Below are 26,645 nucleotides of genomic sequence, written 5' to 3'. Positions count from 1 at the left end.
CGAAACGGGAAAATCGGGAGATGATCACGATAAGTGTGATCAGGCATCTCAGTAAAATCTTTTGAATTTCATGGGGTTATAAATGGTGCCCAGAGCCGGAATCGAACCAGCGACACGCGGATTTTCAATCCGCTGCTCTACCAACTGAGCTATCTGGGCACCGGGCTGGTCAGGCTGGCCGAACCGGCGTTGGTGTCGGGTTACTAGACGAGGGCGCGGGGGCTGTCCAGTGGGTATTGGCGATTTTGCACGGAAAAATTCCGTCCTCGAAAAGATCCCGGTCCCTCGGGGCACGAAGGCGTCGATCACACTCCGGCGGGAGATATCGCCAGAATATCGGGGTTCCGGGGCGGGAGGGTCGCAAGATCGCTGATCTTGTGGCCGCGGCTCGCCGCCTGTCGCTCTTCTGGCGGAAAAGCGACAGGCCGCCATCCGCGCGGCCGTCCCCCGCGGCCTTGACCCGATGCCGGCCCCCCCCCAACGGCATCTGCCATGATGGTTCCATCGGAACCGAGCGAAGGGGCACATCGATGGCGACAATGATCAGCATGCGGGCGATCGATCTGCCCAAGTCCCGGCAGGCAAGGAAATCGTCATGCCTGGTCCGGGGCCTCGACCCCGCTTTCGATCTTGGAAGGCGTCAGGTCAAGCGGACGGCTTGCCTTGGCCAACCCCGGCCGCCATGGGCGAGATCGGGCCCCGGTGCGGTGGCGCCGTTCAGCGCGAAAGCCCGGCGTAAAGGCGCGGCAGGCGTTCGGGCAGGCGCTCGACCCGGTCCAGGATCTGGTAGCCGCGCGGCCCGAAGATCTGCGCCACATAGCCATCAGCTTCAGGGTCGAGGCTGAGGCAGAAGGGCTGCACCCCCTGCCGCGCGACCTCGGTCACGGCGGCGCGGGCGTCGTGGCGCAGATGCGCGGGGGCGCGTTCGTCGATATCGGCAGGCGCCCCGTCGGTCAGCACCAAAAGCAGTTTGCGCGCCGCGCGCTGCTGGCCCAGATGCCAGCCCGCATGCCGGATCGCGGCACCCATCCGGGTCGAGAGCTGCCCCTCCATCCCCGCCAGCCGGGCCTTTGCCTGCGGCCCCCAGTCTTCGGTAAAGTCCTTGAAACGCTGGTAAAACACATTGTGCCGCCCGTCTGAACAAAAGCCATGCAGGGCAAAAGGATCGCCGACGCGGTGCACGGCTTCGGCCAGCAGCACGGTGGCGGCGCGGGTGAGATCCAGCAGCCGTTCGCCGCCCGGCCCCGCCGGATCGTTGGTCGAGGCGGAGAGGTCGAGCAGCAAAAGCACCGCCACGTCGCGCGTGACCCGGCGCTGGCGCATCATCACCCGCGGGTCGGGCTGACGGCCCAGCCGCAGATCGACGGCCGCCGCAATCGCCGCATTCAGGTCCAGCTCGTCGCCGTCTTCCAGCCGCCGCAGCCGCTGCACGCCCTGCGGCTGCAGCGCCTCCAGCACCCGGCGCATCCGCGCCAGAACCGGGCGGTGGTCACGCAAGATCGCCTCTGCCAGGGCCGGATCGCCGGGGCGGGGGCGCTTGTCATGCACCGTCACCCAGTCGGGCCGATCCAGCCCGCTGCGGTGGTCGTATTCCGGATAGCGGCGCGGCGGCGCGACGGGCGGGCGCCCCTCCCGCGCGTTGAAACTGCTGCCTGCATCGTCAAAAAGTTCACTCGCGCAGACCAGGATTTCCTGCGCGTCGTCCCCCGCGGTTTCGACCTCGACCTCGTTCACCAGTTCGGAAACCGAGACATAACGGCGGATCTGCGCGGGGGGCGCGACCCCCTCGGACCAGTCGCTTTCGTCGCCTTCCCAAAGCGCGCGGTTGTCGTCGCGATAGGGCAGGGCGGGCGTGGACAGGCGCGGGTCCAGCCGTTCGGCCAGCGCAAGGCCAAGGCGCAGCGCCGTGGTCTCGTCGGCAAGATCGGCCCCGGCCAGCGCGGCGCGGGCCCATTGCGCATCCGGGTCGGGTTCCGGCGCTTCGGGCAAAAGCAACGCGCGGGCGAGGCGGTCGAGCTTCCCGGTGCCGGTGTGAAACCGCGCCCAAAGCGGGCCGAGGCCGGGGAAACGGGCAATCGCCAGCGCCTCGGCCCTTGCATCCTCGATCAGCCCGATGCAGCCGCGTTGATGCAGGCTCAGCCCCTCCATCAGGAGCGGGCCCCGCCGCGCGGCCAGATGGGCGGCGGCATGGGCGGCGGCGGCGCGATACAGATCAAGCCCCGTCGCCCCCGGCGGATCGTCCCAGGCGTCGGGCAGGTGGATCACCCCGGCTTCCAGATAGGGCCGCAGCCCCGCGCGCGCCTCGAAATCGCCCGAGGTCGGGCGCATCGGAAAGTCCCGCCCCCACAGCGCGCGCAGATAGGCGCCGATGCGGCGGTGGATATCGATGAACAGCACCCCCTTGCGTTCGCGTTGCAAAACCGCCTGCGCCTCGGCGCTTTCCAGAGCGAAATAACGCGCCTGTTCGGGGTAATTCGTGCGGTGCATCTCGGCACCCCAGAGCGCCCAGCGGCGCAGACCGCCCAGCGTCAGCACGCCCAGAAGCGTGTCGAGCTGATCGAGCATCGGTCGCAACCCCCGCGGCGCCTGCGCCAGCAGCAGGTCGAGAAACCCCAGATAGGCGCGGAACAGATCGGCATCGCCCAGCCGCCGCGCGGCCAGCGGCGCCGTCGCCAGAACCCGCGCGATCACCGCGCCCGAGGTACGCGCGGCCATCGCCAGACAGGCGCGCAAAAGGTCCGGCAGCACATCCTCGCCCAGATCGCGCGCGACAGGCAACGCCGCCTCGGCCCAGGCCTGCACCGCCTCGGCGCCCTTGCCGCTGCGATCAAGCGCCGCCGCCCCCTCGTGCCAGACCGCGCGGCCCTGCGCCGAAAGCTGCCGTGCGGCCTCGGGGGCAAGGCGTGTCAGCGTGTCCTGCGCCGCAGCGGGCAGGGGCTCGGGGGCGGGTGGGGCGGACATGGCGGGCCTCAGAAATAGGTGGTGACGGCGGCGTCCAGCGCGTCGCGCATGTCGGGATCGTCGGTGATCGGGCGCACCAGCGCCATCCGGCAGGCGGCGAGCGGCGCCACGCCCTGGGCGATCAGCCCGCCCGCATGCACCAGCATCCGCGTCGAAATCCCCTCGTCAATGCCATGACCCTTGAGATTGCGCGCCCGTTCCGCGATCGCCACCAGCTTTCCGGCCAGCGTCGGATCGATGCCGGTTTCATGGGCGACGATCTCGACCTCGACGCCATGCTCGGGCCAGGTGAAATCGAGCGCGCCAAAGCGTTGCTTCGTCGATTGCTTGAGATCCTTCATCAACGCCTGATAGCCGGGGTTGTAGCTGATCACGAGCTGGAAATCCGGGTGGGCGCGCAGCAATTCACCTTTCTTTTCAAGTGGAAGCACGCGGCGATTGTCGGTCAGCGGGTGGATGGCGATGGTCGTGTCCTGCCGCGCCTCGACCACCTCATCCAGATAGCAGATGGCGCCATGCCGCGCGGCAAAGGTCAGCGGGCCATCCTGCCAGCGCGTGCCCGTGGCATCCAGCAGGAAGCGCCCGACCAGATCCGAGGCGGTCATGTCCTCGTTGCAGGCGACGGTGACCAAGGGCTTGCCCAGCCGCCAGGCCATGTGTTCGACAAAGCGGGTCTTGCCGCAGCCGGTCGGGCCCTTGAGCATCACCGGCATCCGCGCCGCATGGGCGGCCTCGAAAAGCGCGATCTCGTCGGCGACCGGGCGATACCAGGGTTCGGATGGAATGCGGAAAGGCTGGGTCAGGTCGTTCAGGGTCTTGGGCAGGGTCTCGGGCAGGGTCTCGGGCATGGCAGCCTCGTGGGACTGGGGGAAGGGCCCGCCGCAGAGGAGGTTGCGGCGGGCCGGGAACCGCCGCCAGGAGGGGAGGGGCGGCGGGCAGGGTGTCAGCTCAGACGGCGGCGCCGCGATAGACGATCATGTTGGCGCCCTGGCTTTGGGTGAAATTGTCATAGCCGATCAGCCGGACGTGATGGCCGGGGTTCGCCTCGTGACAGGCCTTCAGCTCGGCCAGGATCGCATCGACATCGGTTTCGCCGAACATCGGCAGTTTCCACATGTACCAATAGGTCTGGGCGGCGAATTCGGGTTCGGAATGCTCGATCCCCGGGTTCCAGCCGTTCTTCACGATCCAGTCGACCTGACGGCGGATTTCGGCCTCGCTCATCGGCGGCAGATAGGAAAAGGTGCCCATCTTGCGGCTTTCCGGGCGCGAGAGGCGGGAGGGGTAGTCCTGAACGGTGCTCATCTTCGTGTCCTTTCGGGCCGGGTCTCAGCGGTGTTGCACGTCGAGCTTGTCGACGGTGTCGAATTCGAACTTGATCTCTTTCCAGGTTTCCATCGCCATGCGCAGCTCGGGGCTGGATTGCGCGGCCTTGGTCAGGATCTCCTTGCCTTCCTTTTCCAGATGGCGCCCCTCGTTGCGGGCCTGCACGCAGGCTTCCAGCGCCACCCGGTTCGCACAGGCGCCCGCGGCATTGCCCCAGGGGTGGCCAAGCGTGCCGCCGCCGAATTGCAGCACCGAGTCATTGCCGAAGATCGAGACCAGCGCGGGCATGTGCCAGACATGGATGCCGCCCGAAGCGACCGGGAACAGCCCCGGCTGCGGCCCCCAGTCCTGATCGAAAAAGATCCCGCGGGCGCGGTCGGCCTTGATGTAGCGATCGCGCAAAAGGTTGATCCAGCCGATCGTCGCCTCGCGGTCGCCCTCAAGCTTGCCGACGACGGTGCCGGAATGCAGATGGTCGCCCCCCATCAGCCGCAGGATTTTCGCCAGCACCCGGAAGTTGATGCCGTGATTGGGGTTGCGGTCCATCACCGCATGCATGGCGCGGTGGACATGCAGCAGCATCCCGTTCTTGCGACACCAGCGCGACAGGCTCGTATGCGCCGCCCAACCCACCGTCAGATAATCCGACATGATGATCGGCGTGCCGATTTCCTTGGCGAATTCGGCGCGTTCGTAGATCTCCTCCATCGTCCCGGCGGTGACGTTCATGTAATGGCCCTTGCGCTCGCCGGTTTCGGCCTCGGCCTTCTTGATCGCCTCCTGACAGAACAGGAAACGGTCGCGCCAGCGCAGGAAGGGCTGGCTGTTGACGTTCTCGTCGTCCTTGGTGAAATCGAGCCCGCCGCGCAGGCATTCATAGACCGCCCGGCCGTAGTTCTTCGCGGCAAGGCCCAGTTTCGGCTTGATCGTGCAGCCCAGAAGCGGGCGGCCGTATTTGTCCAGAAGGTCGCGCTCGACCTTCATCCCGTGCGGCGCGCCGGGGCAGGTCATCACGAACCACAGCGGGAACCGCACATCCTCCAGCCGCAGCGCCCGCACCGCCTTGAAGCCGAAGACGTTTCCAACGAGCGAGGTGAAGACGTTGACGACCGAACCTTCCTCGAACAGGTCCATCGGATAGGCGATGAAGGCATAAAAGGCCTCGTCGCTGCCGGGGACATCCTCGATCGCATAGGCGCGGCCCTTGTAGTAATCGAGATCGGTCAGAAGGTCGGTCCAGACCGTGGTCCAGGTCGCGGTGGAGCTTTCGGCGGCCACGGCCGCGGCGGCTTCCTCGCGGCTGACGCCCGGCTGCGGCACCACCTTGAAGACGGCCAGGATGTCGCTGTCCTTCACCTGATATTGCGGTTCCCAATAGATCGAGCGGTAGTCTTTGACACCGGCGTCGTAAGTCTTGGCTGCCATGGTTCCCTCGTGTGGCTGGCCCGTTGCTGCGGGGCTTGGGGGCACTATGCGGCCTTGCGTGACTTTACAAAACTGAATAGTTTTTAGTAGCAGAATAGGGAAAAGCTTATCATGCGTTGCACGTTGCGCCAGTTGCAGGTCTTTGCCGCGGTCGCGCGGCATGCCAGCTACACCCGCGCCGCCGAGGAATTGCACCTGACCCAGCCCGCGGTCTTCACCCAGGTCAAGCAGCTGGAAGAGGCGCTCGGCGCGGTGCTGCTCGACCGGATCGGCAAGCGGCTTTTCCTGACCGAGGCGGGGCAGGCGGTGCTGGCCACGGCGCGCGAGACGCTGGAGGGGATCGAGCGGCTGGAGATGCAGCTTGCCGATCTGCAGGGGCTGCGGCGGGGGCGGCTGCGGCTGGCCATCGTCTCCACGGCGCAATATTTCCTGCCGCGGCTTCTGGGCGATTTCTGCACCGAAAACCCCGGGATCGAGGTGGCGCTGACCGTCACCAACCGCCAGACGGTGATTGCCCGTCTGGCCGCGAACGAGGATGACCTGTGCATCCTCGGCCAGCCACCCGAGGGGCTGGACGTGGTCGCCCGTCCGATTGCGCGCAACCCGATTCTGGTGCTGGCGCCGCCGGGTCATCCTCTGGCGGGCGTGGCCGCGCTGCCCTTTGCCGCGCTGGCCGAGGCGCCCTTCATCTTGCGCGAACCCGGGTCCGGCACAAGGGCCGCGGCGGAAAAGTTCTTTGCCGAGAACGGCATCCGGCCGCAAGTGCGGATGGAGCTTGGCTCGAACGAGGCGATCAAGGCGGCGGTGGCGGCGGGGCTGGGCCTTGCGATCCTGTCGCAAGACACGATCACGCTGGAGGCCGAGACCGGGCGGCTGGTGGTGCTCGACGTGCAGGGCTTTCCGCTGCTGCGGGTCTGGAACGTCGCTTATCCGCGCGGCAAGCATCTGTCGGTGGCCGCCACGGCCTTTCTGGCGCATCTGGACCGGGGCGCGGCCGGATGCCCGCGCCCGCAGCCCTGAAGATCCGGCTTATTCGGTGACGTAGCCGTATTTCTGGATGATCGCGATGGCCTCGGGGGTTTTCAGGAAGTCGAGATAGGCCTTGGCGGCCGGGTCCTCGGCCCCGGTCTTCAGCAAAACCGCATCCTGCTTGATCGGTTTGTAAAGATCGGCGGGCACCATCCAGGACGAGCCCTTGGTGTCGTTGATCACCTGCGAATAGGCGACGAAGCCCACCGGCGCATTGCCCGTGGCGGCGAATTCATAGGCCTGGGTGATGCTTTTGCCGGTGACCAGCTTCGGCTCCAGCGTGGTCCGCACGCCCAGCTTTTCCATCACCTCCATCGCCGCCGCGCCATAGGGCGCCGATTTCGGATCGGCGATGGCGACATGGGCCAGATCGGTCTTCAGCACCGCGCCTTCGGCGTCGACCAGGGCCGGATCGGCCGACCACAGCACCAGCTTGCCCAGGGCATAGGTGAATTCCGTGCCTTCGACGGCAAAGCCCTCCTCGATCGCCTTTTTCGGGCGGCTGGCATCGGCCGAGAGGAAGACTTCGAATGGCGCGCCCTGGCTGATCTGGGTGTAGAACTGACCCGAGGGGCCGAAGGCATAAGTGACGGTATGGCCGGTCTTTTCGGTGAAGAGCGTGGCGATTTCCCGCGCCGGTTCGGTGAAATTGGCGGCGACGGCGGCGATCACCTCCTCGGCGGCGGCGGGGGCGGCACAGGCCAGCATCAGGGCGGCGACACTGGCGCCCGCGCGCAGGAGGGTCGAAAACTGGGTCATGGCATCGGTCCTTTTCTGGTTCCAAACGGCGCGGCATCGCCGGGGTATCGCTGTATAGTCGAACTAATAGCGCTGTGACCCAAAACGGAACAGCAGATCTTTGTCTGGTGCTTTTCGCTATGTCGGGGAAATTCATATCCCGTGCCAGGTGATGACGGCGCATGCAAAAGGGCCCGCGGCTGCCGGATTTTCCGGCACTCTGCAAAGCGCCCCGGGGGCGCCGCCGAACAGCGGTAAGCTGAGTAAAAAAGTCACGATTAAATCTTGACGGAAATAGTCGCTCATGGCATCCCGGGGGCGCCCCTGACCGGGCGACACGACCTTCCCGTCTCAGACTTTCCAATCCGGAGGCCTTGCCATGACCCTGTCCCTGCGCGCCCTTCTTCTGGCCCCTGCGCTGTTTCTTCCCGGTGCGCTTGGCGCGGCCGAGCTCAACCTTTACACCTCGCGCGAGCCGAAGCTGGTCGAGCCGTTGCTGTCCGCCTTCACCGCCGAGACCGGGATCACCGTCACCACGGTCTTCCTGAAGGACGGTCTGGCCGAGCGGGTGGCGGCCGAGGGCGCCTCCTCGCCCGCCGATGTGCTGATGGCGGTCGATGTCGGCAACATGGCCGATCTGGTCGACAAGGGGCTGACGCAAGCCATCGACTCGGAAGCGGTTCTGGGGGCGGTGCCCGAAGCCCTGCGCGATCCGGCCAATCAATGGGTGGCGCTGTCGATGCGCGCCCGCGTCGTCTATGCGGCCAAGGATCTGGGGCTGACCGCGATCACCTACGAAGATCTGGCCGATCCGAAATGGGCGGGCAAGATCTGCATCCGCTCGGGCCAGCATCCCTACAACACCGGGCTTTTCGCCGCCCATCTGGCGCATCACGGAACGGACGCGACCGAGACCTGGCTGGCCGGGCTCAAGGCCAATCTGGCGCGCAAGCCCGGTGGCGGCGACCGCGATGGCGCCAAGGACATTCTGGGCGGCATCTGCGATATCGCGGTGGCGAATTCCTATTATGTCGGGCTGATGCGCACCAATGAAAAGGAGCCCGAGCAGAAAGCCTGGGGCGAGGCGATCACCGTGCTTCTGCCCACGTTCAAGGATGGCGGCACGCATGTGAACATCTCGGGCGCGGCGATTGCGAAACATGCGCCGAACAAGGCCGAGGCGGTGAAGCTGCTGGAATATCTCACCTCGGAACCGGCGCAGAAGCTTTATGCCGAGGCGAATTTCGAATATCCGGTCCGCGCCGGGGCCGAGCTTTCGCCGATCGTCGCCTCTTTCGGCACGCTGGCCGTCGACCCGCTGCCGCTGACCGAGGTGGTCAAGGCCCGCAAGGCGGCAAGTGCGCTGGTCGACAAGGTCGGGTTCGACAACTGAGCCGGGGGCGCCGCCGATGGCCGTTGCCGATCTGAGCCTGCCGCTTGCGGTGGGCGCCGGGCCCCGCCCCCGTTCGGGGGGCGGGCGTTTCTGGCTTTGGGGCAGCGCGCTGGTGGCGGCCCTTGTGCTGGCGCCGGTCGGCGCGCTGATCTGGCAGGCCGCGCAGGGCTCTTCCGGGCTTTGGGGCCATCTTTGGGCGCATGTGCTGGCGCCCGCGCTGGGGCAGACCGCGATCTTGCTGACGGGCGTCGGGCTCGTCGTGACCATTCTGGGCACGGGGCTGGCCTGGCTTGTGGCCGCGCATGACTTTCCCGGCCGCAGGCTGCTGGAATGGGCGCTGCTCTTGCCGCTGGCGGTGCCCAGCTACATCATCGCCTTTGTCTATCTGGATCTTCTGCATCCGCTCGGCCCGGTGCAGGAGGCGCTGCGGGCGGCGCTTGGCCATGCCTCGCCGCGCGATTTCCGCTTGCCCGACATCCGCTCGATGCCGGGGGCGATCGCGCTTCTGGGGCTGGTGCTTTACCCCTATGTCTATCTGCCGGTGCGGGCGATGTTCGCGATGCAGGCGGCGGGGCTGCTGGAGGCCGGGCGGGTGCTGGGCTGCACGCGGGCGCGGCTGTTCTCCCGGCTGGCGCTGCCGCTGGCCCGTCCGGCGATCGCCGTGGGGGCAAGTCTTGCGCTGATGGAGGCGCTGAACGACATCGGCGCCTCGGAATTTCTGGGGGTGCGGACGCTGACCGTGTCGGTTTACACCACCTGGGTCACCCGCTCGGACCTGCCCGGGGCGGCGCAGATCGCGCTGGTGATGCTGGCGGTGGTCGCGGCGCTGGTGGCGGTCGAGCGCTGGGCGCGGCGCAGGCAGCGTTTTGCGGGCGGCGCGCAAAGGCTGCGGCCGCTGGTGCCGCTGCGGCTTGCGGGCTGGCGCGGCTGGGGGGCGCTGGGGATCGGTCTGGCCCCGGTTCTGCTGGGCTTTGGCGCGCCGATCCTGTGGCTTCTGTCCGAGGCGGCGGGGCGCGTTGCCAGCGCCGGAATTTCCGCCCAGCTTTGGTCGGAGCTGCGCGCCACCCTGACGCTGGCGGGCGGGGCGACCCTTGCGGTGCTGCTGGGCGGCATGGTCGTCAGCTTTGCGGCGCGGCTTCGCCCCGGGGCGGGCACGGCGGCGCTGGGGCGGCTGGCAAGCCTTGGCTATGCCATGCCCGGAACCGTGGTGGCGCTGGGGGTGCTGGTGCCGATGGGGGCGCTTGATCGGCTGATCGACCTTGGCGCGCAAACCCTGCTGGGCCAGCCCGCGGGGCTTTTGCTGATCGGGTCCGGGCTGGCGCTGGGCTATGCCTATTGCGTGCGGTTCCTGGCGATTTCGGTGGGCGGCCTTGACAGCGGTTTCGCGCAGATCCCGCGCGCGCTGGACCAGGCGGCGCGCAGTCTGGGCCATGGTCCCGGCGCCAGTCTGCGCCGCCTGCATCTGCCGCTTCTGCGCCCCTCGCTGGTGGCGGCGGCGCTGCTGGTCTTCGTTGACACGATGAAGGAACTTCCGGCCACGCTTTTGCTGCGCCCGCTTGGCGTCGAAACGCTGGCCACCCATCTTTACGGCGAGGCGGCGCGCGGCACCTATGAAGAGGGGGCGGTGGCCGCGCTGGCCATCGTGGCGGCGGGCATCCTGCCGGTCATCGCGCTGGCCCGGCTGGGGCGGGCGAAGGCGCCGGGGCGCGACGGCTGAGCCCCTCCGGCGTCCCTTCCCCCGCGCAGCCTGCAAAAACGCCGACGGGGGGACCCGTCGGCGCTGTTGTTCTGCGTGTCGGCTTACCACTCGCCGCTGTCGTCGAAGCCGGGATCTTCCATCTCGGGTTCGGGCTCGGGCGCTTCGCCCGCCTGCGCCTCGCCCGCGAACATCCCCGCGACGGCATTGGCCAGGAGCATGCCGCCCGCCACCCCCATCGCGGTCTGCGCCGCCCCGGCCAGGAACCCGCCCGGCGCGCCCTGCGGCAGGGGCTGGCCCATCGGCGCCGCCCGCCGCGGGGCCGCCCCGCCGCCGAAAAGCCCCGAGAGGAAACCCCCGCCCTGCGGCGCACGGCGGGCCTCGGCCAGTTCAGCCTCGAGCGCGGAAATCCGGCCTTGCGCCGCGTTCAGCGCCTGTTCCTGCACGACCACGGTCTGGGCCATGTAATAGGGCGCCCCGGGCTGGCGGGCGATCGCCTCGCCGATGAAGCGATCCGCCTCGGGGTCGCGGGCGGGCATCTGCCGTTCGACCTGCGTCAGCTTTTCGAAAAGGCTCGCGATGGCCTGACGGTCGTTCGTGTCCATTCTCGTCTCCTGTGTCGATCTGGTCGTCCGGGTCGCTGGCAGACGCCCCCGGATCGGCCCCCGAGATGGGGGCTGCCCCCGCCTGCTGCGAGGGGGGCGCCGCCAGAACCTGCGCCGATCACGAAAATGTTTCCCCCCGTCGCAAGTGGCGTGACGGTTGCCCTGCCGGCCCGGCACGGGGCAGACTGGCGCCGCAATCAGGGGGGTCAGATGGAAACGGCCAGCACGGACAGGGCGCGGGGCAGCGCGGCAGAGGTCTTCCGGGTCTTTCTGAGGCTCGGGCTGACCAGTTACGGCGGCCCGATCGCGCATCTGGGCTATTTCCGCGACGAGCTGGTGACCCGGCGTCGCTGGCTGAGCGACAGCGCCTATGCCGATCTGGTGGCGCTGTGTCAGTTCCTGCCCGGCCCGGCCTCGTCGCAGGTGGGTTTCGCGCTCGGGTTGATGCGGGCGGGCTGGGCGGGGGCGCTGGCGGCCTTTGCCGGCTTCACCCTGCCCTCGGCGCTGCTGATGCTGGGCTTCGCGATGACTGCGGTGCAGCTGTCGGGGCCGCTGGGCAGCGGGGCGTTGCACGGGCTCAAGATCGTCGCGGTGGCGATCGTGGCACAGGCGGTCGCGGGGATGGCGAAGACGCTTTGTCCCGACCGGGGCCGCGCCGCCATCGCCGTGGCGGCGGTGGCGATCCTGGCCTTTCTGCCCGGGGCGGCGGGCATGCTGGCGGCGATCGGTCTGGGCGCGCTGGCGGGGCTTTGGCTGGGGCGCGGCCGGGGCACAGCCCCGATGACGGACCCCCGCACCCGGCCCCGCCGCACCCGGCCCGGTCGCACCGGTCAGCCCGCGCATGGCGGTGGCGGCGCTGGCCGTCTTCGTGGGCGGGCTTTGCCTTTTTGCCGCTGATCGCCGGGCCGACCGGCGCCTTGGCGCTGATCGACCGCTTCAGCCGCGCCGGGGCGCTGGTCTTTGGCGGAGGCCATGTCGTGCTGCCGCTTTTGCAGGCCGAGACGGTCGCCGCGGGCTGGGTCACGCCCGAGGCCTTTCTGGCCGGTTACGGGGCGGCGCAGGCGGTGCCGGGCCCGCTGTTCAGCTTTGCCGCCTATCTGGGCGCGGTGCTGGGGCCGGAGCCGAACGGCCTTGCCGGGGCGGCGATCGCGCTTTGCGCGCTGTTTGCGCCCGGTTTTCTGATCCTGATCGCGGTCTGGCCGTTCTGGGAACGGTTCCGCGCCCAAACTGCGGCACAGGCCCTGCTGCGGGGCGCGAATGCGGCGGTTGTCGGCATCCTTGGCGCGGCGCTTTATGCGCCGGTCTTCACCAGCGCCATCGGCGATCTGCGCGATCTGGCGCTGGCGCTGGCCTGTTTCGTCCTGCTGACGGTCTGGAACCAGCCCCCCTGGCGCGTGGTGATCCTGGCGGCGCTGGGGGGCATGGCGCTGAGCCTGTGAGCCGCCGGGCGATACGGAAACGGGGGGCCATGCCCCCCGCCCGTGGTTTTTTCGAAGGACTGCCCGGGTCAGCCCGGGTCAGACCGTGTCGAGATAAAGCTCGGTCTGCTCTTCCTCGGAGAGTTCCGCCATGTAGTGGATTTCCTGCCGCTTGGTCATCAGGAAGTTCTCGATCAGCTCTTCTTCGAAGATGCGCGGGATCAGCGGGCAGGAGGCGAACTGGTTGATTGCCAGATTCCACGTCGCCGGAAGCTGCGGCAGATATTGCGCATAGGCATTGCCGACGATCGGATCGTCGGGGACCATCTTGTCCTCGATGCCCACCAGCGCCGCCCCCAGGATCGCCGCGATCATCAGATAGGGGTTCACGTCGCCCCCCGCCACCCGATGCTCGATCCGCCGCGCCGAGGGCCCCGAAGACGGGATGCGCAGCGCCGCGGTGCGGTTCTCATAGGCCCAGCCGATGCCCGTGGGCGCATGGGCATTCGGCACCAGCCGCGTGTAGCTGTTCTGATGCGGCGCAAAGATCAGCGTTGACCCCGGCAGCGCGGCCAGACAGCCCGCCACGGCAGACCGCAGCGCATCCGAGCCCTTTTCGGTGCCATCGTTGAAGATGTTCTCGCCATCCTTGTCGAGGATCGAGAAATGCGTGTGCATGCCGTTGCCGGACCACAGGTCATAGGGTTTCGCCATGAACGAGGCGGCAAAGCCATGCTGCCGCGCCAGACCCTTGACCAGCATCTTGAACAGCCAGGTGTCATCGGCGGCCTTCAGCGGATCGGCCTGATGCATCAGGTTGATCTCGAACTGCCCCGGACCGGCTTCGGAAATCGCCGTGTCGGCGGGGATGTCCATCACCTCGCAGGCTTCATAAAGCGCGGTGAAGAAGTTGTCGAAGGCATCCAGCGCCCGCAGCGACAGGATTTCCCCCCCGGTGCGACGCTTGCCCGACCGCGGGCTGGGCGGCACCCGCAGCTTCGTGCCGCTGTCGTCGATCAGGAAGAATTCCAGCTCGGTCGCGACGACGGGCGTCAGGCCAAGCGCGGTATAGCGGTCCTTGACCCGGGCGAGCGCCTGCCGGGGATCGCCCGAATAGGGGCGGCCGTCCATATGGAACATCCAGATCGGCAACAGCGCCGTCGGCGCCTCGAGCCAGGGCATCGGCATGAAGCCCCTTTCTGTCGGGCGCAACAGGCCATCGCAGTCGCCGGTCTCGAAGACCAGCGGACTGTCCTCGATGTCCTCGCCCCAGATGTCGAGGTTCATCACCGAGAACGGAAACCGGGTTCCCTCGGAAAACACCTTGTTTGCGAAACGTGCGGGTATGCGCTTACCCCGTGCCACCCCGTTGAGGTCCGCCGCAGCCACGCGAATGGTGCGCACCTCGGGGTGCTCTCTCAGCCAGTCCATGTCCTCACCTGATGATTTGCGGTCTGATCCTCAGCTTGGGGCGGGATTGCCCCGGAAGATGCCGGTTCAGACGGCGGTTGATCATCCCGAACAGCCCGATCAGCGCCAGCGTGACCAGAATGAAGTAGAAGGCGGCGATCGGGTAGGGGATGAATGGGTTGAAAGTCTTGTCCGCGAAGAACTTGGCATAATAGAGCGCGTCGCCGCGCTGCTGATAGGCCGGAAAGCCGGAAAAGAAGACGATCGTCGTCGCGTGGAACAGGAAGATCGCCTCGTTCGTATAGGCGGGCCAGGCCAGGCGCAGGGTCGTCGGCCACAGGATGCGGCGGAACTTCTGCCAGCCGGTCAGGCCGTAAGCGTCGGCGGCCTCGATGTCGCCCTTGGGAACGGCCATCAGCGCGCCGTGGAAGATCTCGGCCGAATAGGCCGAGGTGTTGAGAAACAGCACCAGCAGCGCCCCGGCCCAGGCCGAGGTGGTCCAGTCGGTCGGGATGATCAGCCCGCCCAGGGTGATCCCCGCCTTCGGCAGCTGCACGAGGATCTCGTAGGCCAGGAACAGCTGGATGAAGAGCGGCGAGCCGCGGAAGACGAAGATGAACCCCTCGGCCGGGCGGCGCAGCCAGGCCATGGGCGAGGCTTTCGCCAGCGCCAGCGCCGTGGCCGCGAAAAAGCCGAACAGCAGTGCCAGCGTGCCGAAATAGACGTTCCAGATCAGCCCCGAGCCGATCAGGGTGAATTCATGACACAGCGTGAAATCACTGCGCGGCAAGACGCGTTCGCCATAGCCCAGCGAGCGGAACGCGTAGTCGGCAATGATCTGCGTGCAGCTGTCGGTCATGCCGCGGCCTTCCGTTGCGCTTCGCCCGCCATCGTCGCCTGACCCTTGGACAGCCGTGTCGTCACCCGGCCCAGCACGATTTCCGAAACCTTCGTCATCGCCAGATAGAAGGCCAGCAGCGCCAGCATGTACCACAGGCGCCAGTCCCCGTGCGGGTAGTCGTAAAGCTGCGATTTCGTGGCGCCAAGCTCGCGCGCCCAATAGACGATATCCTCGACGCCGAGCAGGAACAGAAGCGGCGTCGCCTTGATCAGGATCATCCAGAGATTCGACAGCCCCGGCAGCGCATAGGTCCACATCTGCGGGATCAGGATGCGTCGGCGCACCTGCGCGGTGGTCATGCCGTAGGCCTCGGCGGTTTCAAGCTGCGCGCGCGGCACGGCATTCATCGCGCCATAAAGCACATTGGCCGCAAAGGCGCCGAAGACGATGGCAAAGGCGATGACGGCCAGGCCGAAGCCATAGATCTCGTGCCAGATCTGCGGCGCGCTGGAAAGCGGCAGTTTCGCCGCGGCGCAGACGGCGAATTCGCCGTTCGACCAGACCGGCGCATCCGTGGGCGGGCAGGCCCAGAGATGGCGCAGATATTCCAGCCCCTGATCCATCGCCACGGGGACAAACAGGAAAAACACGATGTCGGGCACGCCGCGCACCATCGCCGTATAGGCCTTGCCGAAAAGCCGCAGCGGCAGAAAGGCCGAGCGCGCGGCGATCGCGCCGCCAAAGCCGAAGGCCAGCGCGATCGGCGCCACGATCAGCATCAGCGCCAGAACCACGAAGAACGAGCCATAGAACAGCAGGTGCTTGCCCGTGGTCAGGTAGCACAGGAGCCATGCCAGGCCCTCAAGCGATTTCGGATCGGCGCAGATGTCGAACATGGGCAAGGGCGCCTCCGGCGGGGGCGTATTTATGCCAAGAAGAAACCCGGGTTTCTCTTTGGTTCAAATACGCCCGCCGGAGGCCTGATCTCAGAACACCGGCGCGTCGTCGCCGAACCACTTCTTGATCATCGCATTGAGCGAGCCATCGGCTTTCATCGCGGCGATGGCGGTGTTGAACTTCGCCTTCAGCTCGGTGTCCGACTTGCGCAGGCCGATGCCGATCCCGCCGCCCAAGGGCACGTCCGACCCGGTCCACATGATCTCGCCGCCCTCGGTGACGAAGGGCTTCAGCGCATCCTTGTCGGCAAAGACCGCATCGGCCTCGCCGTTCTTCACCGCGGCAATCGTGTCGTCGAGCGTCGGGAATTCCAGCAGCGTCGCGCCCGATTTCGCCACGTAATCGGCCTGGATCGTGCCGACCTGCGCCGCGACGACGCCCTTCAGGTCCGCATCCGCCTTGGTCGCCACATAGGCCGAGGCCGCGGGCGGGTTGTAATTGTCGCTGAAATCGATCGTCTGCTTGCGCTCGTCGGTGATGCTCATCCCGGCGATGATCGTGTCATAGTTGCCGGACAGCAGGTTCGGGATGATGCTGTCCCATTCGTTCGTCACCCATTCGCATTTCAGTTCCGCCTTGGCGCAAAGCGTGTCGCCCAGTTCGCGTTCGAACCCGTCCACTTCGCCCTTGTCGTTGATGAAGTTGTAGGGAGGATAGGCGCCCTCGGTGCCCATGCGCACGACATCGCCCGCAAGGGCGGTGCCTGCGCTCAGCGCCAGCGCGGCGACGGTCAGGATCAGCTTCTTCATGGCTCTCTCCACGGTTGGGGTCTTGTTGTTCTTGTTCACGCCGGCAGCGTCGCCGACAGGAATTGCTTCAGACGTTCGGATTTCGGCGCGCCGAAGAGCGTCTCGGGCGGGCCCTCTTCCTCGATCCGGCCCTGATGCAGGAAGACGACGTGATCGGACACATCCGCCGCAAGCCGCATGTCATGCGTCACAAGGATCATCGTGCGGTGTTCGGCGGCCAGATCCTTGATCACCTTGACCACTTCCTGTTGCAGTTCCGGGTCGAGCGCCGAGGTCGGTTCATCAAACAAAAGCGCCTGCGGCTGCATGCACAAAGCCCGGGCAATGGCAGCGCGTTGTTGCTGACCGCCCGAAAGCTGCGCGGGCCAGGCGTCGGCCTTGTCGCCGATGCCGACCTTGGCCAGAAGGCTGCGCGCCAGCGGCTCGACCTCGGCCGGTTTGCGGCCCAGCACCGTCACCGGCGCCTCCATGACATTTTGCAGGATCGTCATGTGGCTCCAGAGGTTGAACTGCTGGAACACCATGGAAAGATTGGTGCGAAACCGCACCACCTGCGCGCGGTCGGCGGGGCGGCGCGCCAGGCCGGTGCCGGTCCAGCTCACCGCCTCGCCCGAAAAGATCACCTCGCCCGACTGGCTGTCCTCAAGCAGGTTGCAGCAGCGCAAAAGCGTGGATTTGCCCGAGCCGGACGAGCCGATCAGCGACACCACCGTGCCACGCTCGGCCCGGATCGACACGCCCTTGAGCACTTCAAGGGCGCCGTAGCTCTTGTGCAGGTCCCTGATTTCGATGACGGGCGCGGTGGGGCTCGGGGCAGTCTGGCTGTCGGTCACTTTGCGGCTTCTCTTTGTCCGGTCGGTCAAGTTGGCGCGATTTCACCGCCAAATGCAACGGGCGAGTTGCGCTTGCCCCGGCGGAAGGCGCCAAAACCCCGGGCAGATGGCGCAGGAACGGGCAACGCCCGGCTCAGGAAAGCCCGGCCGCTACCCTTTGCCGCGCCAGACCCGAATCGCGGTCCGACACGCCCAGCAACCGCGCCGCGAGGCGGATCAGCGCATCCTCCTCGGGGTTGCGCGCGTCATCGGCAAGCGCCACCTGCCAGAGCGCCTCGATCACGCCGATCCGGTCTTCATAGGCGGTCTTGTCCTTCAGCGCGCGGGTGAAGCGGACGGTGTCGGGGGCCTCGGCCTCGGCGGTTTCGGCGCGGGCGCGCAGATCGGCGGCCTCGGCCAGGGACAACCCGCCGCGTGCCGCCAGCACCTGGTCGATGTGGACCCGCTCGTCGGCGTCATAGCGTTCATCCGCCCGCGCCAGCCGCACCAGAAGCGCCGCCAGCGCAAGGTCGGCGTCATCCGCGGTCAGCGGTTTCGGATGCGGATCGGCCAGAAGGCCCGTCAGGAATTTGAACATGCCCCCAGTCTAGCGTCCCCGGACCCGGCGGCAAGGGGGTGCAAACATTCAAATACATTGCGATACGGGCCGTCTGCGCCGCCCGCCGCCTTGTCGGGGCAGGGGGCAGCGTTTATGGTGAACGCCCGTGGAGGCGGGCAATCATGACGCAGCTTCAGCCAGGTATTCGAAAAGGGCGCAAGTTCGACCAGGTTCTGGAGGGCGCGCGCAAGGTGTTTCTGCGCGACGGCTTCGAAGGCGCCTCGGTCGATGACATCGCGCGTGAGGCGGGCGTGTCCAAGGCCACGCTTTACAGCTATTTCCCCGACAAGCGGCTGTTGTTCATGGCCATCGCCACCGGCGAGTGCAAGCGGCAGGCCGACGAGGCGCTGGAATTCATCAATGCGGGCGATCTGCCCGTGCGCGAGGTGCTGCGCTATGCGGCGGGGCGGCTGATCGACTACATCACCTCGCCGCTGGGGCTGCAGACCTATCGTCTCTGCGTGGCCGAGACCGACCGCTTTCCGGCGCTGGGGCAGCAGTTCTACGCTTCGGGGCCGCTTCTGGTGCGTAGCCGGATGGTGGAATATCTGCAAAAGGCGGTGGCGCGGGGCGAGCTTGCGATCGAGGATTTCGATCTGGCCGCCGATCAGTTCGCCGAATTGTGCAAGGTCGATGCCTATCACGGCTTCGTCTGCGGCGTGGTCTCGGACTATTCCGCCGCCCGCCGTGAACGGGTGATCGAGGGCGCGATCGAGATGTTCCTGGCCCGCTACGGCGCGCGCAGCTGAGCGGGCAGGGTCGCCGCGGCGGTGCTGGCCGCGTCTTTCCCCGGATCATGACGCCCAAAGCAAAACGCGCCCCGTGGGGCGCGTTTCGGTTTCAGGTGTCCGGCGTCACTCAGGCCTTGTGGCCCTTGTAGGGCGCCCACAGGCGCTTGTTGGTCAGATACAGCATCACGCTCAAAAGGCCGAGCATGACGACAGCAACCAGACCCATCTGCTTGCGCGCCACCAGTTTCGGTTCGGCCGCCCACATCAGGAAGGCCGCCACGTCCTGGCCCATCTGATCCACGGTGGCCGCGGTGCCGTCCTCATAGGTCACGAGGTCGTCAAACAGCGCCGGGGGCATCTGCGCCCAGCTGCCGTGGGTGGTCTTGATCCCGGCGGCGTCCTTGCAGGTGTCCGGCACGCCGCCGACCTGGAAGACTTTGTTGTAGTAGTAGCCGTCGATGCCCTCGGGGGCGCATTCCGGGTTTTCTTCCTCGAAGCCGGTCACGTAGCGGTAGATGTATTCCGGCCCGCCCATGCCCTTGAAGAACTGGTTCATGCCGGAGCCGGCCGGGCCCGAGAAGCCCGCCCGCGCCTTCGCCATCACCGACAGGTCCGGGCCCATGCCGTCGCCGACGCGGACCGGGAACATGTCGGTTTCCTTGCGGTCGCGTTCCTCGCCACTGTCCTTGTCGATCACGGGGTCGAGACCGGCCGCATATTCCCGCACGAAGGTCGGGTCGAGCTGCGGGCCGCCGTCATCCGCCAGCGTGCGGATCGGCACGAACTTCATGCCGTGGCAGGTCGAGCAGACTTCGCTGTAGACCTGGAAGCCGCGACGCAGCTGGGCCTGGTCAAACTTGCCGAAGATCCCTTCGAAGCTGAAGGCATGGTCTTGCACGTTGCTGTTCGCCAGGGCCGCGCCGGAACCAAGAACCAGGGCGGAAACGGCAGAGATCAGAATCTTTTTCATGATATCTTTCCCTTTCCTCACTCGGCCGGGTTGCCGTAGTGGCTGTTGAAGTCTTCCTCGATCGAGGCCGGGATCGGTTCCGGCTTCTCGGTCGCGCCCAGAAGCGGCAGGATCACGAGGAAGTAGGCAAACCAGTAGGTCGAAGCGATGAGCGAGATCCAGTCATAGGGATACTCGGTCGGCATCGCGCCCACCCAGGTCAGCACGACGAAGTCGAGCACCAGGAACCAGAACCACATCCGGAACTTCGGACGATAGGCGCCCGAACGGACCTTCGAAGTGTCAAGCCACGGAGCCAAGGCCATCACGGCGATGGCGCCGAACATCGCGATCACGCCGAAGAACTTGGCATCGACGACGCCGAAGGTCAGACCGTCGACCAGGATCACCACCCAGACGTCGGCGGCGAAGGCGCGCAGGATCGCGTAGAAGGGCAGGAAGTACCATTCGGGAACGATATGCGCCGGGGTCGAGAGCGGGTTGGCCTGGATGTAGTTGTCCGGGTGGCCCAGGTAGTTCGGCATATAGGCGACGACGGCGAAGAAGGCGAGCAGCACGAGGGCCAGCGCGAACAGGTCCTTGATCACGAAGTAGGGCCAGAAGGGCAGGGTGTCCTTGGCGGCCTCTTCCTTCGAGGTGCGGCGCACTTCAACCCCGGTCGGGTTGTTGTTGCCGGTGGTGTGGAAGGCCCAGATGTGGATGGCGACCAGCGCCGCGATCACGAAGGGCAGCAGATAGTGCAGCGAGAAGAAGCGGTTCAGCGTCGCGTTGTCGACGGCCGGTCCGCCCAGCAGCCAGGCCTGGATGCTCGGCCCGATGCCCGGGATCGCGCCAAAGAGGCCGGTGATCACGGTGGCGCCCCAGAACGACATCTGGCCCCACGGCAGCACATAGCCCATGAAGGCGGTGCCCATCATCAGCAGGTAAATGACCATGCCGACGATCCAGGTGATCTCGCGCGGGGCCTTGTAGGAGCCGTAGTAGAGACCGCGGAAGATGTGGATGTAGACGGCCAGGAAGAACAGCGAGGCGCCGTTGGCGTGGATGTAGCGCATCGCCCAGCCGCCGTTCACGTCGCGCATGATATGCTCGACCGAGGCGAAGGCCAGATCGACATGCGGCGTGTAGTGCATCGCCAGCACGATGCCGGTGACGATCTGCAGCACCAGCGTGAAGGCGAGGACGATCCCCCAGATCCACCACCAGTTCAGGTTCTTCGGCGTCGGGATCATGATGGTGTCATAGACGAGGCCGACGATCGGCAGGCGGTCGTGCAGCCACTTCTCGATGCCCGTCTTGGGCTCGTAATGGTCGTGCGGAATTCCGGACATGTGTCTTTCCCCTCAGCCCAGCTTGATCGTGGTTTCGTCGACGAAGGCCGCGACCGGAATGTCGAGGTTGCGCGGCGCGGGACCCTTGCGGATACGGCCCGCCGAATCGTAGTGCGAGCCGTGGCAGGGGCAGAACCAGCCGCCGAAATCGCCCGACTTGTCGCCCATCGGCACGCAGCCAAGGTGGGTGCACACGCCCAGCATCACCAGCCATTCGCCGGTGTTGGTGCCGTCAAAGGCGGGCAGCGTGCGGTTTTCGTCGGTCGCCTCGGCCCCCGGCTTGTTGGCGTTCTCGGCCGAAGTGTCGCGCAGCGCCCCAAGCGGCACTGCACGGGCCATTTCGATGTCCTTCTCGTCGCGACGACGGATGAACACCGGCTTGCCGCGCCATTTCACGGTCAGCTGGGTCCCCACTTCGACCGCCGAGACGTCGACGAAGATCGACGACATCGCCTTCACATCGGCCGAAGCGTTCATTTGGTTGATCAACGGCCAGACGGCCGCGCCGGTCACCACCACCCCGGTGGCGGCGGTGGCATGATAGAGGAAATCCCTCCGAGTGCCTGCGTTGTCTTCTGCGTGGGACACGTGTCTTCTCCCTTCCCCGAACTTGAAATTCAAGTCGATGCGCCTTTTCGGGCCACACGCAGTGCGGCCGGACAGGCCCCGTTTAGCGCCCGGGAAACCCGCAGTCCAGCATACATTCACAAGAGGGTGAGGCGAAAAGCCGCGGCTCAGGCCGATTCGCGCTTTTTTGTCGCTGCCCGAAAGGCTTGCGTGCCTCAATCGGGCGCAAGCATGTAGCCAAGTCCGCGCACCGTCTGCAGATAGCGCGGCTCGCGCGGGTCGGGCTCGATCTTGCGCCGCAGCCGGGTGATCTGCACGTCGACGGCGCGATCGCCCGCCCCTTCCTCGGCGCTGGCCGAGCGGTCGCGGCCCAGCTCCTCGATCAGCTCCGTCCGCCCGATCACCGCGCCCGCATGGGCGGCGAAGATCCGCATCAGCGCCGCTTCCGTCGCGGTGAGTCGAACCGGCTGATCGCCCTGCGACAGCTCTCCGCGGTCCAGATCATAGCGCAGGGGACCGAGCGAGAGATATTTCGGCCCCGCCGTCACCGCCTCGGGCACGCGCCGCAAGATCGCGTTGATGCGCAGCAAAAGCTCCTTCGGCTCGAAGGGCTTGGGCAGGTAGTCATCGGCCCCGGCCTCAAGCCCCTCGATCCGCTCGCGGGTCTCGCCGCGGGCGGTCAAAAGCAGGATCGGCGTCGCCATCCTGGTGCGCAGATCGCGGGTGAGGCTCAGCCCGTCCTCGCCCGGCATCATCACGTCAAGCACGATCAGGTTGAATTCAAGCCCCGACAGCAGCCGGCGGGCATGCGCCGCATCGCGTGCGGCCGTGACCAGAAAGCCGTTGCGGATCAGGAACTTCTGCAGAAGGCCGCGAATGCGTTCATCGTCATCGACGATCAAGAGATGCGGGGGCGTCGCGGCCGCGGCGGGCATCATTCGGCGTCCTTGAGCATCTGGTAATGGCGTCGCATCGCCGGGTCCATCATCGCCTCCAGCACCTGCCGGAAGCCCGCCACCGCCTGCGGCCCGGCGGCGCGATAGGCCGCGCGCATCCGCACCCGTTGCGCCTCGGACAATTCGCGTTCCAGCATCGCGCCCTTTTCGGTCAGGTGCAGATGCCGCTCGCGCTTGTCGCGCCGCCCGACCCGGCTTTCCACCAGACCATCGTCGATCAGCGTGCGCAACACCCGGTTCAGGCTTTGCTTCGTCACCCCCAGAACCGAGATCAGCGTCGTCACCGTCAGCCCCGGTTCGCGGTTGATGAAATGGATGGCGCGGTGATGCGCCCGGCCATAGTCGTGCTGATCCAGAATCCGGTCCGGATCGGCGGTGAAGCCGCGATAGGCAAAGAACATCGCCTCGATGCCCTTGCGCAGCTGTTCGTCGGTCAGAAACAGGAGCGTTTCGCCCCCGGGGGCTCCGGTATCGGCCATGTGATCCTCGCTTTTGCGCGACTTTATGTCAGCCTTGTTGACTTTCCAAGAATCAATTGTTACCGAAGCGCAGATTTTGCGCAATATTATGTCCGATGTGGACCGATATTGCGCAACTTGTGAAAACGGGCAAGCCAAGGAGGGCGTGATGGCCGGTTCTTACGACGATCGTGACGGCAAGATCTGGATGGATGGAAAGCTGGTCGAGTGGCGCGATGCCAAGGTCCATATCCTGACCCATGCGCTGCATTACGCCTCCTCCGTTTTCGAGGGGGAACGCTGCTACAATGGCAAGATCTTCAAGGGTGTGGAACATTCGATGCGGCTGCGCCGTTCGGCCGAGCTGCTGGATTTCGAGATCCCCTACAGCGTGGAAGAGATCGAGGCGGCGAAATACGCGATGCTGGCCGCCAATGGCTGGAAGGACGCCTATGTGCGCGCCATCGCCTGGCGCGGCGCGGGCGAGGACATGGGGGTTTCCTCGCGCAAGAACCCGGTGCGGCTGGCGATCGCCGGTTGGGAATGGGGCAATTATTACGGCGATGCGAAGATGAAGGGCGCCAAGCTCGACATCTCGAAATGGCGCCGCCCCGATCCGGCGACGATCCCCTCGGCCGCGAAGGCGGCGGGTCTTTACATGATCTGCACGATGTCGAAACACGCCGCCGAGGCCAAGGGCTGCTCGGATGCGCTGATGATGGATTACCGCGGCTATGTGGCCGAGGCGACCGGCGCGAACGTGTTCTTCGTCAAGAACGGCGAAGTGCACACGCCGCTGCCGGATTGCTTCCTGAACGGTCTGACCCGGCAGACGGTGATCGAGATGCTGAAGGGCAAGGGCATCACCGTGCATGAACGCCACATCGAGCCGGTGGAACTGGCGGGCTTCGAGCAGTGCTGGCTGACCGGCACCGCGGCCGAGGTGACCCCGGTGGGGCAGATCGGCGATTTCCACTTCGAGGTCGGCGCGCTGACCCGCGACGTGGCGGAGAGCTACGAAAAGCTGGTGCGGGCCTGAGGCCAAAGCATTTCGGGCGGCGAAAGGTGTTGCCTTTCCCCGCCCGAAACACTCCGAAAAGATCAAGGCGGGCCGTCTGCTCACGGCCCGCCTTGGTCTTTTTCATCTTGCCGCTACGGTGGCACGCCAGAGACATGCCCGTCACCGCTGCGGCCCCCGGGTGTCAGAAGGTCCGGTTCACTCGTCCCTCCGGGCTTCCTCGCGGTCGATGCGCAGGAACTCCCGGACCTTAGCTTCCGAGCGTTCCGCCGGGCGCCGGGTCAGCGCATCCACAGCCGGATGCACGCCCTCACGCCGGTCGATGTCGAGGAATTGCCGCACCCGCGCGCCTTCGGCCGCTTGTTCGGCATGGTCGATGATGGAACGGGTCATGTTTGCCTCCTTCGCTTCATCTGAGGACAGAGTAGCACCGAATCGCCGCCCTGTCTTTGCTCAGGATCATGTTCGGCGGAGTCTTGCGCCGATTTCACCCCTGCGGTGTCACCGCCTTGCGCGCGCGTCGCCGTTCCAGCCCCAGCCGATGTTCGCGCCAGATGATCATGACGCCTGCGGCAATGATCAGCCCGGCCCCGCCCAGCATCCAGACGGTCGGCACCTCGGCAAACATCCAGTAACCGATCCCCAGCGCAAACAGCATCGAGACATATTCAAACGGCGCGACGATGGACGCATCGGCAAAGCGATAGGAGGAGGTCAGCAGGATCTGCCCGATCCCGCCCAAAATCCCGCAGGAAATCAGCAACATCGCCTCGTGAAACGTGGGCATGACCCAGCCGAAGGGCAAAGAGATCAGCGAGAGCCCCGTCGAAGTGACGGAAAACCAGAACACGATGGCCGAGGTGCGCTCCGTCGCCACCATCTTGCGGATGAAGACCTGGGCGAGCGCGGCAAAGGTCGCCCCCATGATCACCAGCATCGCGCCCAGCGTCGCCGCCGGGTCATGCCCCTCGAAGCTGCCCAGCCGCGGCCAAAGCACGATCAGGACGCCGATCAACCCCAAAGCGACGGCGGACAGGCGAAAGGCCCGGACCTCCTCGCCCAGAAACATCGCGGCGAAGATCACGGTGAGCAGCGGGGCGGCATAGCCCAGCGCCGTGACCTCGGGCAGGGGCAGGAAGGCGAGGCCCGCAAAGCCCAGCCCCATCGCCGAGGTCCCCGCAACGCCGCGCCAGACATGGCCCATGGGCTGGCGCACCTTCAGCCCGACCGAAAGCTCGCGCCGCCACAATAGCCAGGCCAGAATGACCGGAATGGCGAAAAAGGACCGGAAGAAGACGGTTTCGCCGGGGGGGATGCGCTCGGCCAGAAGCTTGATCACCGTCGACATGGCGATGAAGACAAGAACGGAGAGGATCTTCAGGGTGATCCCGGTGACCGGGCTGGGTGGCGGGCTGGCGGCAGGCGCATTGGCAGACATGCGGCCAACTTACGCCTTTGCGGGCCAAAGGAAAGGGTCAAGGGGCAAGCCGCGCCAAGGCCCAGGCGGCGGCCTCGGCCACGGCGGGATCGGGGTCGTCCAGATGCGGGCGGGCGGCCGCGGCGAGATCACGGCGACCGGAATTTCCCAGCGCGTAAAGCGCGTTGCGGATCATCCGGTCGCGGCCGATGCGCTTGACGGGGCTGCCCGCGAAACGCGCGCGAAAGGCGGCGTCATCCAGCGCCAGGATTTCGGTCAGCGCGGGCGTGCCCTGTTTCGCGGCATAGCCGATGTCGCGCGCCGTGGCTGCGAATTTGTTCCACGGACAGGCGGCAAGGCAGTCGTCGCAGCCATAGATGCGGTTGCCAAGCCCCGGGCGCAGATCGGGATCGACGGGCCCGCGGTGCTCGATCGTCAGATAGGAAATGCAGCGCCGCGCATCCATTTGATAAGGCGCGACAAAGGCTCCGGTCGGACAGGCGTCGAGACAGGCGGTGCAGCTGCCGCAATGGCTGATCTCGGGCCTGTCGGGGGGCAGGGGAAGCGTGGTGAAGATCGCCCCCAGAAACACCCAGTTGCCCAGATCGCGCGCCAGAAGATTGGTGTGCTTGCCCTGCCAGCCCAGCCCCGCGGCCTGCGCGAGCGGCTTTTCCATCACCGGAGCGGTGTCGACGAACACCTTGATCTCGCAAGGCGATTGCGCGATCAGCCAGCGCCCGAGCCGCTTCAGCCGCCGCTTCACCAGATCGTGGTAATCCTTACCCTGCGCGTAAACCGAAATCGCGCCGTGCCCGGACTGCCGCGTGGCGTCGCGCGGATCGACCTCGGGCGTGTAGCTTTCGGCGAGCAGGATCACCGCGCGCGCCTCGGGCCAGAGCGCGGCCGGGTTGCCCCGCCATTCCATCCGCTCGGCCATCCAGGACATCTGCCCGTGATGCCCCGCGGCGACAAAGGCCGACAGTCGGTCGGGCAGATCGGGGCAGGCGTCGGGGGGGGTGATGCGGGCTTTCGCAAACCCCAGGGCCAGGGCTTCCTCGATCAGGCGGGTCTTCAACGTCTCCAGTTCCGCCTCCCTCAGCCGGGGCAGGGGGCGCTGCCCCCTCTTTGCCTGACGGCAAATTCACCCCCGGGATATTTGTCCCAAGGTGAAACAGCAACCGGATTGCCTTTCACCTTGGCGCAAATATCCCGGGGGGG

27 protein-coding genes and 1 tRNA gene are annotated in these 26,645 nt (G+C 66.5%); 7 read left to right on the top strand and 21 right to left on the bottom strand.

Annotated elements, in window-relative coordinates; translation table 11 throughout:
* Positions 1 to 83: 83 nt before the first annotated feature.
* From ACTTAG_RS14505 to ACTTAG_RS14485, 5 genes are all read right to left on the bottom strand, one after another.
* Positions 84 to 159: transfer RNA gene (locus ACTTAG_RS14505), tRNA-Phe, on the bottom strand.
* Positions 160 to 717: 558 nt separating this feature from the next.
* Entirely contained in the window at positions 718 to 2,961 is a 2,244-nt protein-coding gene (locus tag ACTTAG_RS14500; RefSeq protein ID WP_444462936.1) for a nitric oxide reductase activation protein NorD, read from the bottom strand.
* Between the two features lie 8 nt (positions 2,962 to 2,969).
* Positions 2,970 to 3,809, bottom strand: coding sequence for a CbbQ/NirQ/NorQ/GpvN family protein (locus ACTTAG_RS14495; RefSeq protein WP_444462935.1), 840 nt, complete (start codon positions 3,807 to 3,809; stop codon positions 2,970 to 2,972).
* A gap of 100 nt (positions 3,810 to 3,909) precedes the next feature.
* A complete protein-coding gene (locus ACTTAG_RS14490; RefSeq protein ID WP_444462934.1) occupies positions 3,910 to 4,266 on the bottom strand; it encodes a ribulose bisphosphate carboxylase small subunit in 357 nt (118 codons plus the stop codon).
* 24 nt (positions 4,267 to 4,290) lie between these two features.
* On the bottom strand, positions 4,291 to 5,712 hold the full coding sequence (locus tag ACTTAG_RS14485) for a form I ribulose bisphosphate carboxylase large subunit (RefSeq protein WP_444462933.1): 1,422 nt from the start codon (positions 5,710 to 5,712) through the stop codon (positions 4,291 to 4,293).
* 111 nt (positions 5,713 to 5,823) lie between these two features.
* On the opposite strand from ACTTAG_RS14485, the gene ACTTAG_RS14480 reads away from it, so the two are divergent.
* Entirely contained in the window at positions 5,824 to 6,732 is a 909-nt protein-coding gene (locus ACTTAG_RS14480) for a LysR substrate-binding domain-containing protein (protein ID WP_444462932.1), read from the top strand.
* A 9-nt stretch (positions 6,733 to 6,741) separates the two neighbouring features.
* Here the strand turns inward: ACTTAG_RS14480 and modA are convergent, their stop codons facing one another.
* Complete coding sequence (gene modA / locus ACTTAG_RS14475) at positions 6,742 to 7,500, bottom strand: molybdate ABC transporter substrate-binding protein (RefSeq protein WP_444462931.1); 759 nt, start codon at positions 7,498 to 7,500, stop codon at positions 6,742 to 6,744.
* A 358-nt stretch (positions 7,501 to 7,858) separates the two neighbouring features.
* Here modA and ACTTAG_RS14470 point away from each other — a divergent pair, with 358 nt between their 5' ends.
* Together ACTTAG_RS14470 and ACTTAG_RS14465 are read left to right on the top strand one after the other, a co-directional pair.
* On the top strand, positions 7,859 to 8,872 hold the full coding sequence (locus ACTTAG_RS14470; protein WP_444462930.1) for a Fe(3+) ABC transporter substrate-binding protein: 1,014 nt from the start codon (positions 7,859 to 7,861) through the stop codon (positions 8,870 to 8,872).
* A 16-nt stretch (positions 8,873 to 8,888) separates the two neighbouring features.
* On the top strand, positions 8,889 to 10,589 hold the full coding sequence (locus ACTTAG_RS14465) for an ABC transporter permease (RefSeq protein WP_444462929.1): 1,701 nt from the start codon (positions 8,889 to 8,891) through the stop codon (positions 10,587 to 10,589).
* 83 nt (positions 10,590 to 10,672) lie between these two features.
* Here the strand turns inward: ACTTAG_RS14465 and ACTTAG_RS14460 are convergent, their stop codons facing one another.
* Complete coding sequence (locus ACTTAG_RS14460) at positions 10,673 to 11,173, bottom strand: DUF2076 domain-containing protein (protein ID WP_444462928.1); 501 nt, start codon at positions 11,171 to 11,173, stop codon at positions 10,673 to 10,675.
* Positions 11,174 to 11,383: 210 nt separating this feature from the next.
* Between ACTTAG_RS14460 and ACTTAG_RS14455 the strand changes: the two genes are divergently transcribed.
* Both ACTTAG_RS14455 and ACTTAG_RS14450 read left to right on the top strand, forming a co-directional pair.
* Positions 11,384 to 12,070 (top strand): chromate transporter, encoded by a 687-nt coding sequence (locus tag ACTTAG_RS14455; protein ID WP_444462927.1) that lies wholly within the window; start codon positions 11,384 to 11,386, stop codon positions 12,068 to 12,070.
* On the top strand, positions 12,061 to 12,612 hold the full coding sequence (locus ACTTAG_RS14450; RefSeq protein WP_444462926.1) for a chromate transporter: 552 nt from the start codon (positions 12,061 to 12,063) through the stop codon (positions 12,610 to 12,612). The genes ACTTAG_RS14455 and ACTTAG_RS14450 overlap by 10 nt, the downstream gene beginning before the upstream one ends.
* A gap of 78 nt (positions 12,613 to 12,690) precedes the next feature.
* Here ACTTAG_RS14450 and ACTTAG_RS14445 read toward each other — a convergent pair whose 3' ends face one another.
* The 6 genes from ACTTAG_RS14445 to ACTTAG_RS14420 form a co-directional block, all read right to left on the bottom strand.
* On the bottom strand, positions 12,691 to 14,022 hold the full coding sequence (locus tag ACTTAG_RS14445) for a glutamine synthetase family protein (RefSeq protein WP_444462925.1): 1,332 nt from the start codon (positions 14,020 to 14,022) through the stop codon (positions 12,691 to 12,693).
* 4 nt (positions 14,023 to 14,026) lie between these two features.
* The gene (locus tag ACTTAG_RS14440; RefSeq protein ID WP_444462924.1) at positions 14,027 to 14,860 is read right to left on the bottom strand and encodes an ABC transporter permease; all 834 of its coding nucleotides are present in this window, start codon (positions 14,858 to 14,860) and stop codon (positions 14,027 to 14,029) included.
* Positions 14,857 to 15,738, bottom strand: coding sequence for an ABC transporter permease (locus ACTTAG_RS14435; protein ID WP_444462923.1), 882 nt, complete (start codon positions 15,736 to 15,738; stop codon positions 14,857 to 14,859). Before ACTTAG_RS14435 ends, ACTTAG_RS14440 begins: the two co-directional genes overlap by 4 nt.
* Positions 15,739 to 15,828: 90 nt before the next feature.
* A complete protein-coding gene (locus tag ACTTAG_RS14430) occupies positions 15,829 to 16,548 on the bottom strand; it encodes a transporter substrate-binding domain-containing protein (protein WP_444462922.1) in 720 nt (239 codons plus the stop codon).
* Positions 16,549 to 16,583: 35 nt separating this feature from the next.
* Complete coding sequence (locus ACTTAG_RS14425) at positions 16,584 to 17,381, bottom strand: ABC transporter ATP-binding protein (protein ID WP_444462921.1); 798 nt, start codon at positions 17,379 to 17,381, stop codon at positions 16,584 to 16,586.
* A 133-nt stretch (positions 17,382 to 17,514) separates the two neighbouring features.
* Positions 17,515 to 17,958, bottom strand: a complete 444-nt coding sequence (locus ACTTAG_RS14420) for a TerB family tellurite resistance protein (RefSeq protein ID WP_444462920.1) — start codon at positions 17,956 to 17,958, stop codon at positions 17,515 to 17,517.
* A 143-nt stretch (positions 17,959 to 18,101) separates the two neighbouring features.
* Between ACTTAG_RS14420 and ACTTAG_RS14415 the strand changes: the two genes are divergently transcribed.
* Complete coding sequence (locus tag ACTTAG_RS14415) at positions 18,102 to 18,728, top strand: TetR/AcrR family transcriptional regulator (RefSeq protein ID WP_444462919.1); 627 nt, start codon at positions 18,102 to 18,104, stop codon at positions 18,726 to 18,728.
* Positions 18,729 to 18,837: 109 nt separating this feature from the next.
* On the opposite strand, the gene ACTTAG_RS14410 is transcribed toward ACTTAG_RS14415, so the two are convergent.
* The 5 genes from ACTTAG_RS14410 to ACTTAG_RS14390 all read right to left on the bottom strand — a co-directional run bounded on the left by ACTTAG_RS14410 (position 18,838) and on the right by ACTTAG_RS14390 (position 23,013).
* A complete protein-coding gene (locus tag ACTTAG_RS14410; RefSeq protein WP_444462918.1) occupies positions 18,838 to 19,680 on the bottom strand; it encodes a cytochrome c1 in 843 nt (280 codons plus the stop codon).
* A 17-nt stretch (positions 19,681 to 19,697) separates the two neighbouring features.
* Positions 19,698 to 21,011 (bottom strand): proton-pumping cytochrome bc1 complex subunit PetB, encoded by a 1,314-nt coding sequence (gene petB / locus ACTTAG_RS14405; RefSeq protein ID WP_444462917.1) that lies wholly within the window; start codon positions 21,009 to 21,011, stop codon positions 19,698 to 19,700.
* A gap of 12 nt (positions 21,012 to 21,023) precedes the next feature.
* Positions 21,024 to 21,599 carry a ubiquinol-cytochrome c reductase iron-sulfur subunit gene (petA, locus tag ACTTAG_RS14400; protein ID WP_444462916.1) on the bottom strand — a complete coding sequence of 192 codons (576 nt, stop codon included), beginning with the start codon at positions 21,597 to 21,599 and terminating at the stop codon, positions 21,024 to 21,026.
* A 194-nt stretch (positions 21,600 to 21,793) separates the two neighbouring features.
* A complete protein-coding gene (locus tag ACTTAG_RS14395) occupies positions 21,794 to 22,516 on the bottom strand; it encodes a response regulator (protein WP_444462915.1) in 723 nt (240 codons plus the stop codon).
* On the bottom strand, positions 22,513 to 23,013 hold the full coding sequence (locus ACTTAG_RS14390) for a MarR family winged helix-turn-helix transcriptional regulator (RefSeq protein WP_444462914.1): 501 nt from the start codon (positions 23,011 to 23,013) through the stop codon (positions 22,513 to 22,515). Before ACTTAG_RS14390 ends, ACTTAG_RS14395 begins: the two co-directional genes overlap by 4 nt.
* Positions 23,014 to 23,161: 148 nt before the next feature.
* Between ACTTAG_RS14390 and ACTTAG_RS14385 the strand changes: the two genes are divergently transcribed.
* Positions 23,162 to 24,031: a branched-chain amino acid aminotransferase gene (locus ACTTAG_RS14385; RefSeq protein ID WP_444462913.1), complete on the top strand. Its 870-nt coding sequence runs from the start codon at positions 23,162 to 23,164 to the stop codon at positions 24,029 to 24,031.
* Positions 24,032 to 24,208: 177 nt separating this feature from the next.
* On the opposite strand, the gene ACTTAG_RS14380 is transcribed toward ACTTAG_RS14385, so the two are convergent.
* The 3 genes from ACTTAG_RS14380 to queG all read right to left on the bottom strand — a co-directional run bounded on the left by ACTTAG_RS14380 (position 24,209) and on the right by queG (position 26,511).
* Positions 24,209 to 24,403, bottom strand: a complete 195-nt coding sequence (locus ACTTAG_RS14380; protein ID WP_444462912.1) for a hypothetical protein — start codon at positions 24,401 to 24,403, stop codon at positions 24,209 to 24,211.
* A 94-nt stretch (positions 24,404 to 24,497) separates the two neighbouring features.
* Positions 24,498 to 25,448: a DMT family transporter gene (locus tag ACTTAG_RS14375; RefSeq protein WP_444462911.1), complete on the bottom strand. Its 951-nt coding sequence runs from the start codon at positions 25,446 to 25,448 to the stop codon at positions 24,498 to 24,500.
* Between the two features lie 37 nt (positions 25,449 to 25,485).
* Entirely contained in the window at positions 25,486 to 26,511 is a 1,026-nt protein-coding gene (gene queG, locus ACTTAG_RS14370; RefSeq protein WP_444465257.1) for a tRNA epoxyqueuosine(34) reductase QueG, read from the bottom strand.
* Positions 26,512 to 26,645 lie beyond the last annotated feature (134 nt).

The sequence above is a fragment of the Rhodobacter capsulatus genome (assembly GCF_052363185.1).
GTDB lineage: Bacteria > Pseudomonadota > Alphaproteobacteria > Rhodobacterales > Rhodobacteraceae > Rhodobacter > Rhodobacter capsulatus_E.
The sequence above is the reverse complement of the archived record's forward strand: the minus strand, read 5'-3'. Positions and strand labels throughout refer to the sequence as shown.

Excerpts from the sequence above, each read along its gene's own strand:
- ACTTAG_RS14490 (WP_444462934.1), bottom strand. The coding sequence starts at position 4,266 with ATGAGCACCGTTCAGGACTACCCCTCCCGCCTCTCGCGCCCGGAAAGC.
- ACTTAG_RS14415 (WP_444462919.1), top strand. The coding sequence starts at position 18,102 with ATGACGCAGCTTCAGCCAGGTATTCGAAAAGGGCGCAAGTTCGACCAG.
- ACTTAG_RS14435 (WP_444462923.1), bottom strand. The coding sequence starts at position 15,738 with ATGTTCGACATCTGCGCCGATCCGAAATCGCTTGAGGGCCTGGCATGG.
- ACTTAG_RS14380 (WP_444462912.1), bottom strand. The coding sequence starts at position 24,403 with ATGACCCGTTCCATCATCGACCATGCCGAACAAGCGGCCGAAGGCGCG.
- ACTTAG_RS14440 (WP_444462924.1), bottom strand. The coding sequence starts at position 14,860 with ATGACCGACAGCTGCACGCAGATCATTGCCGACTACGCGTTCCGCTCG.
- ACTTAG_RS14470 (WP_444462930.1), top strand. The coding sequence starts at position 7,859 with ATGACCCTGTCCCTGCGCGCCCTTCTTCTGGCCCCTGCGCTGTTTCTT.
- ACTTAG_RS14480 (WP_444462932.1), top strand. The coding sequence starts at position 5,824 with ATGCGTTGCACGTTGCGCCAGTTGCAGGTCTTTGCCGCGGTCGCGCGG.
- ACTTAG_RS14390 (WP_444462914.1), bottom strand. The coding sequence starts at position 23,013 with ATGGCCGATACCGGAGCCCCCGGGGGCGAAACGCTCCTGTTTCTGACC.
- ACTTAG_RS14395 (WP_444462915.1), bottom strand. The coding sequence starts at position 22,516 with ATGATGCCCGCCGCGGCCGCGACGCCCCCGCATCTCTTGATCGTCGAT.
- ACTTAG_RS14430 (WP_444462922.1), bottom strand. The coding sequence starts at position 16,548 with ATGAAGAAGCTGATCCTGACCGTCGCCGCGCTGGCGCTGAGCGCAGGC.
- ACTTAG_RS14495 (WP_444462935.1), bottom strand. The coding sequence starts at position 3,809 with ATGCCCGAGACCCTGCCCGAGACCCTGCCCAAGACCCTGAACGACCTG.
- petB (WP_444462917.1), bottom strand. The coding sequence starts at position 21,011 with ATGTCCGGAATTCCGCACGACCATTACGAGCCCAAGACGGGCATCGAG.
- modA (WP_444462931.1), bottom strand. The coding sequence starts at position 7,500 with ATGACCCAGTTTTCGACCCTCCTGCGCGCGGGCGCCAGTGTCGCCGCC.
- ACTTAG_RS14385 (WP_444462913.1), top strand. The coding sequence starts at position 23,162 with ATGGCCGGTTCTTACGACGATCGTGACGGCAAGATCTGGATGGATGGA.
- ACTTAG_RS14410 (WP_444462918.1), bottom strand. The coding sequence starts at position 19,680 with ATGAAAAAGATTCTGATCTCTGCCGTTTCCGCCCTGGTTCTTGGTTCC.
- ACTTAG_RS14485 (WP_444462933.1), bottom strand. The coding sequence starts at position 5,712 with ATGGCAGCCAAGACTTACGACGCCGGTGTCAAAGACTACCGCTCGATC.
- ACTTAG_RS14460 (WP_444462928.1), bottom strand. The coding sequence starts at position 11,173 with ATGGACACGAACGACCGTCAGGCCATCGCGAGCCTTTTCGAAAAGCTG.
- ACTTAG_RS14455 (WP_444462927.1), top strand. The coding sequence starts at position 11,384 with ATGGAAACGGCCAGCACGGACAGGGCGCGGGGCAGCGCGGCAGAGGTC.
- ACTTAG_RS14375 (WP_444462911.1), bottom strand. The coding sequence starts at position 25,448 with ATGTCTGCCAATGCGCCTGCCGCCAGCCCGCCACCCAGCCCGGTCACC.
- ACTTAG_RS14465 (WP_444462929.1), top strand. The coding sequence starts at position 8,889 with ATGGCCGTTGCCGATCTGAGCCTGCCGCTTGCGGTGGGCGCCGGGCCC.
- ACTTAG_RS14500 (WP_444462936.1), bottom strand. The coding sequence starts at position 2,961 with ATGTCCGCCCCACCCGCCCCCGAGCCCCTGCCCGCTGCGGCGCAGGAC.
- ACTTAG_RS14445 (WP_444462925.1), bottom strand. The coding sequence starts at position 14,022 with ATGGACTGGCTGAGAGAGCACCCCGAGGTGCGCACCATTCGCGTGGCT.
- ACTTAG_RS14420 (WP_444462920.1), bottom strand. The coding sequence starts at position 17,958 with ATGTTCAAATTCCTGACGGGCCTTCTGGCCGATCCGCATCCGAAACCG.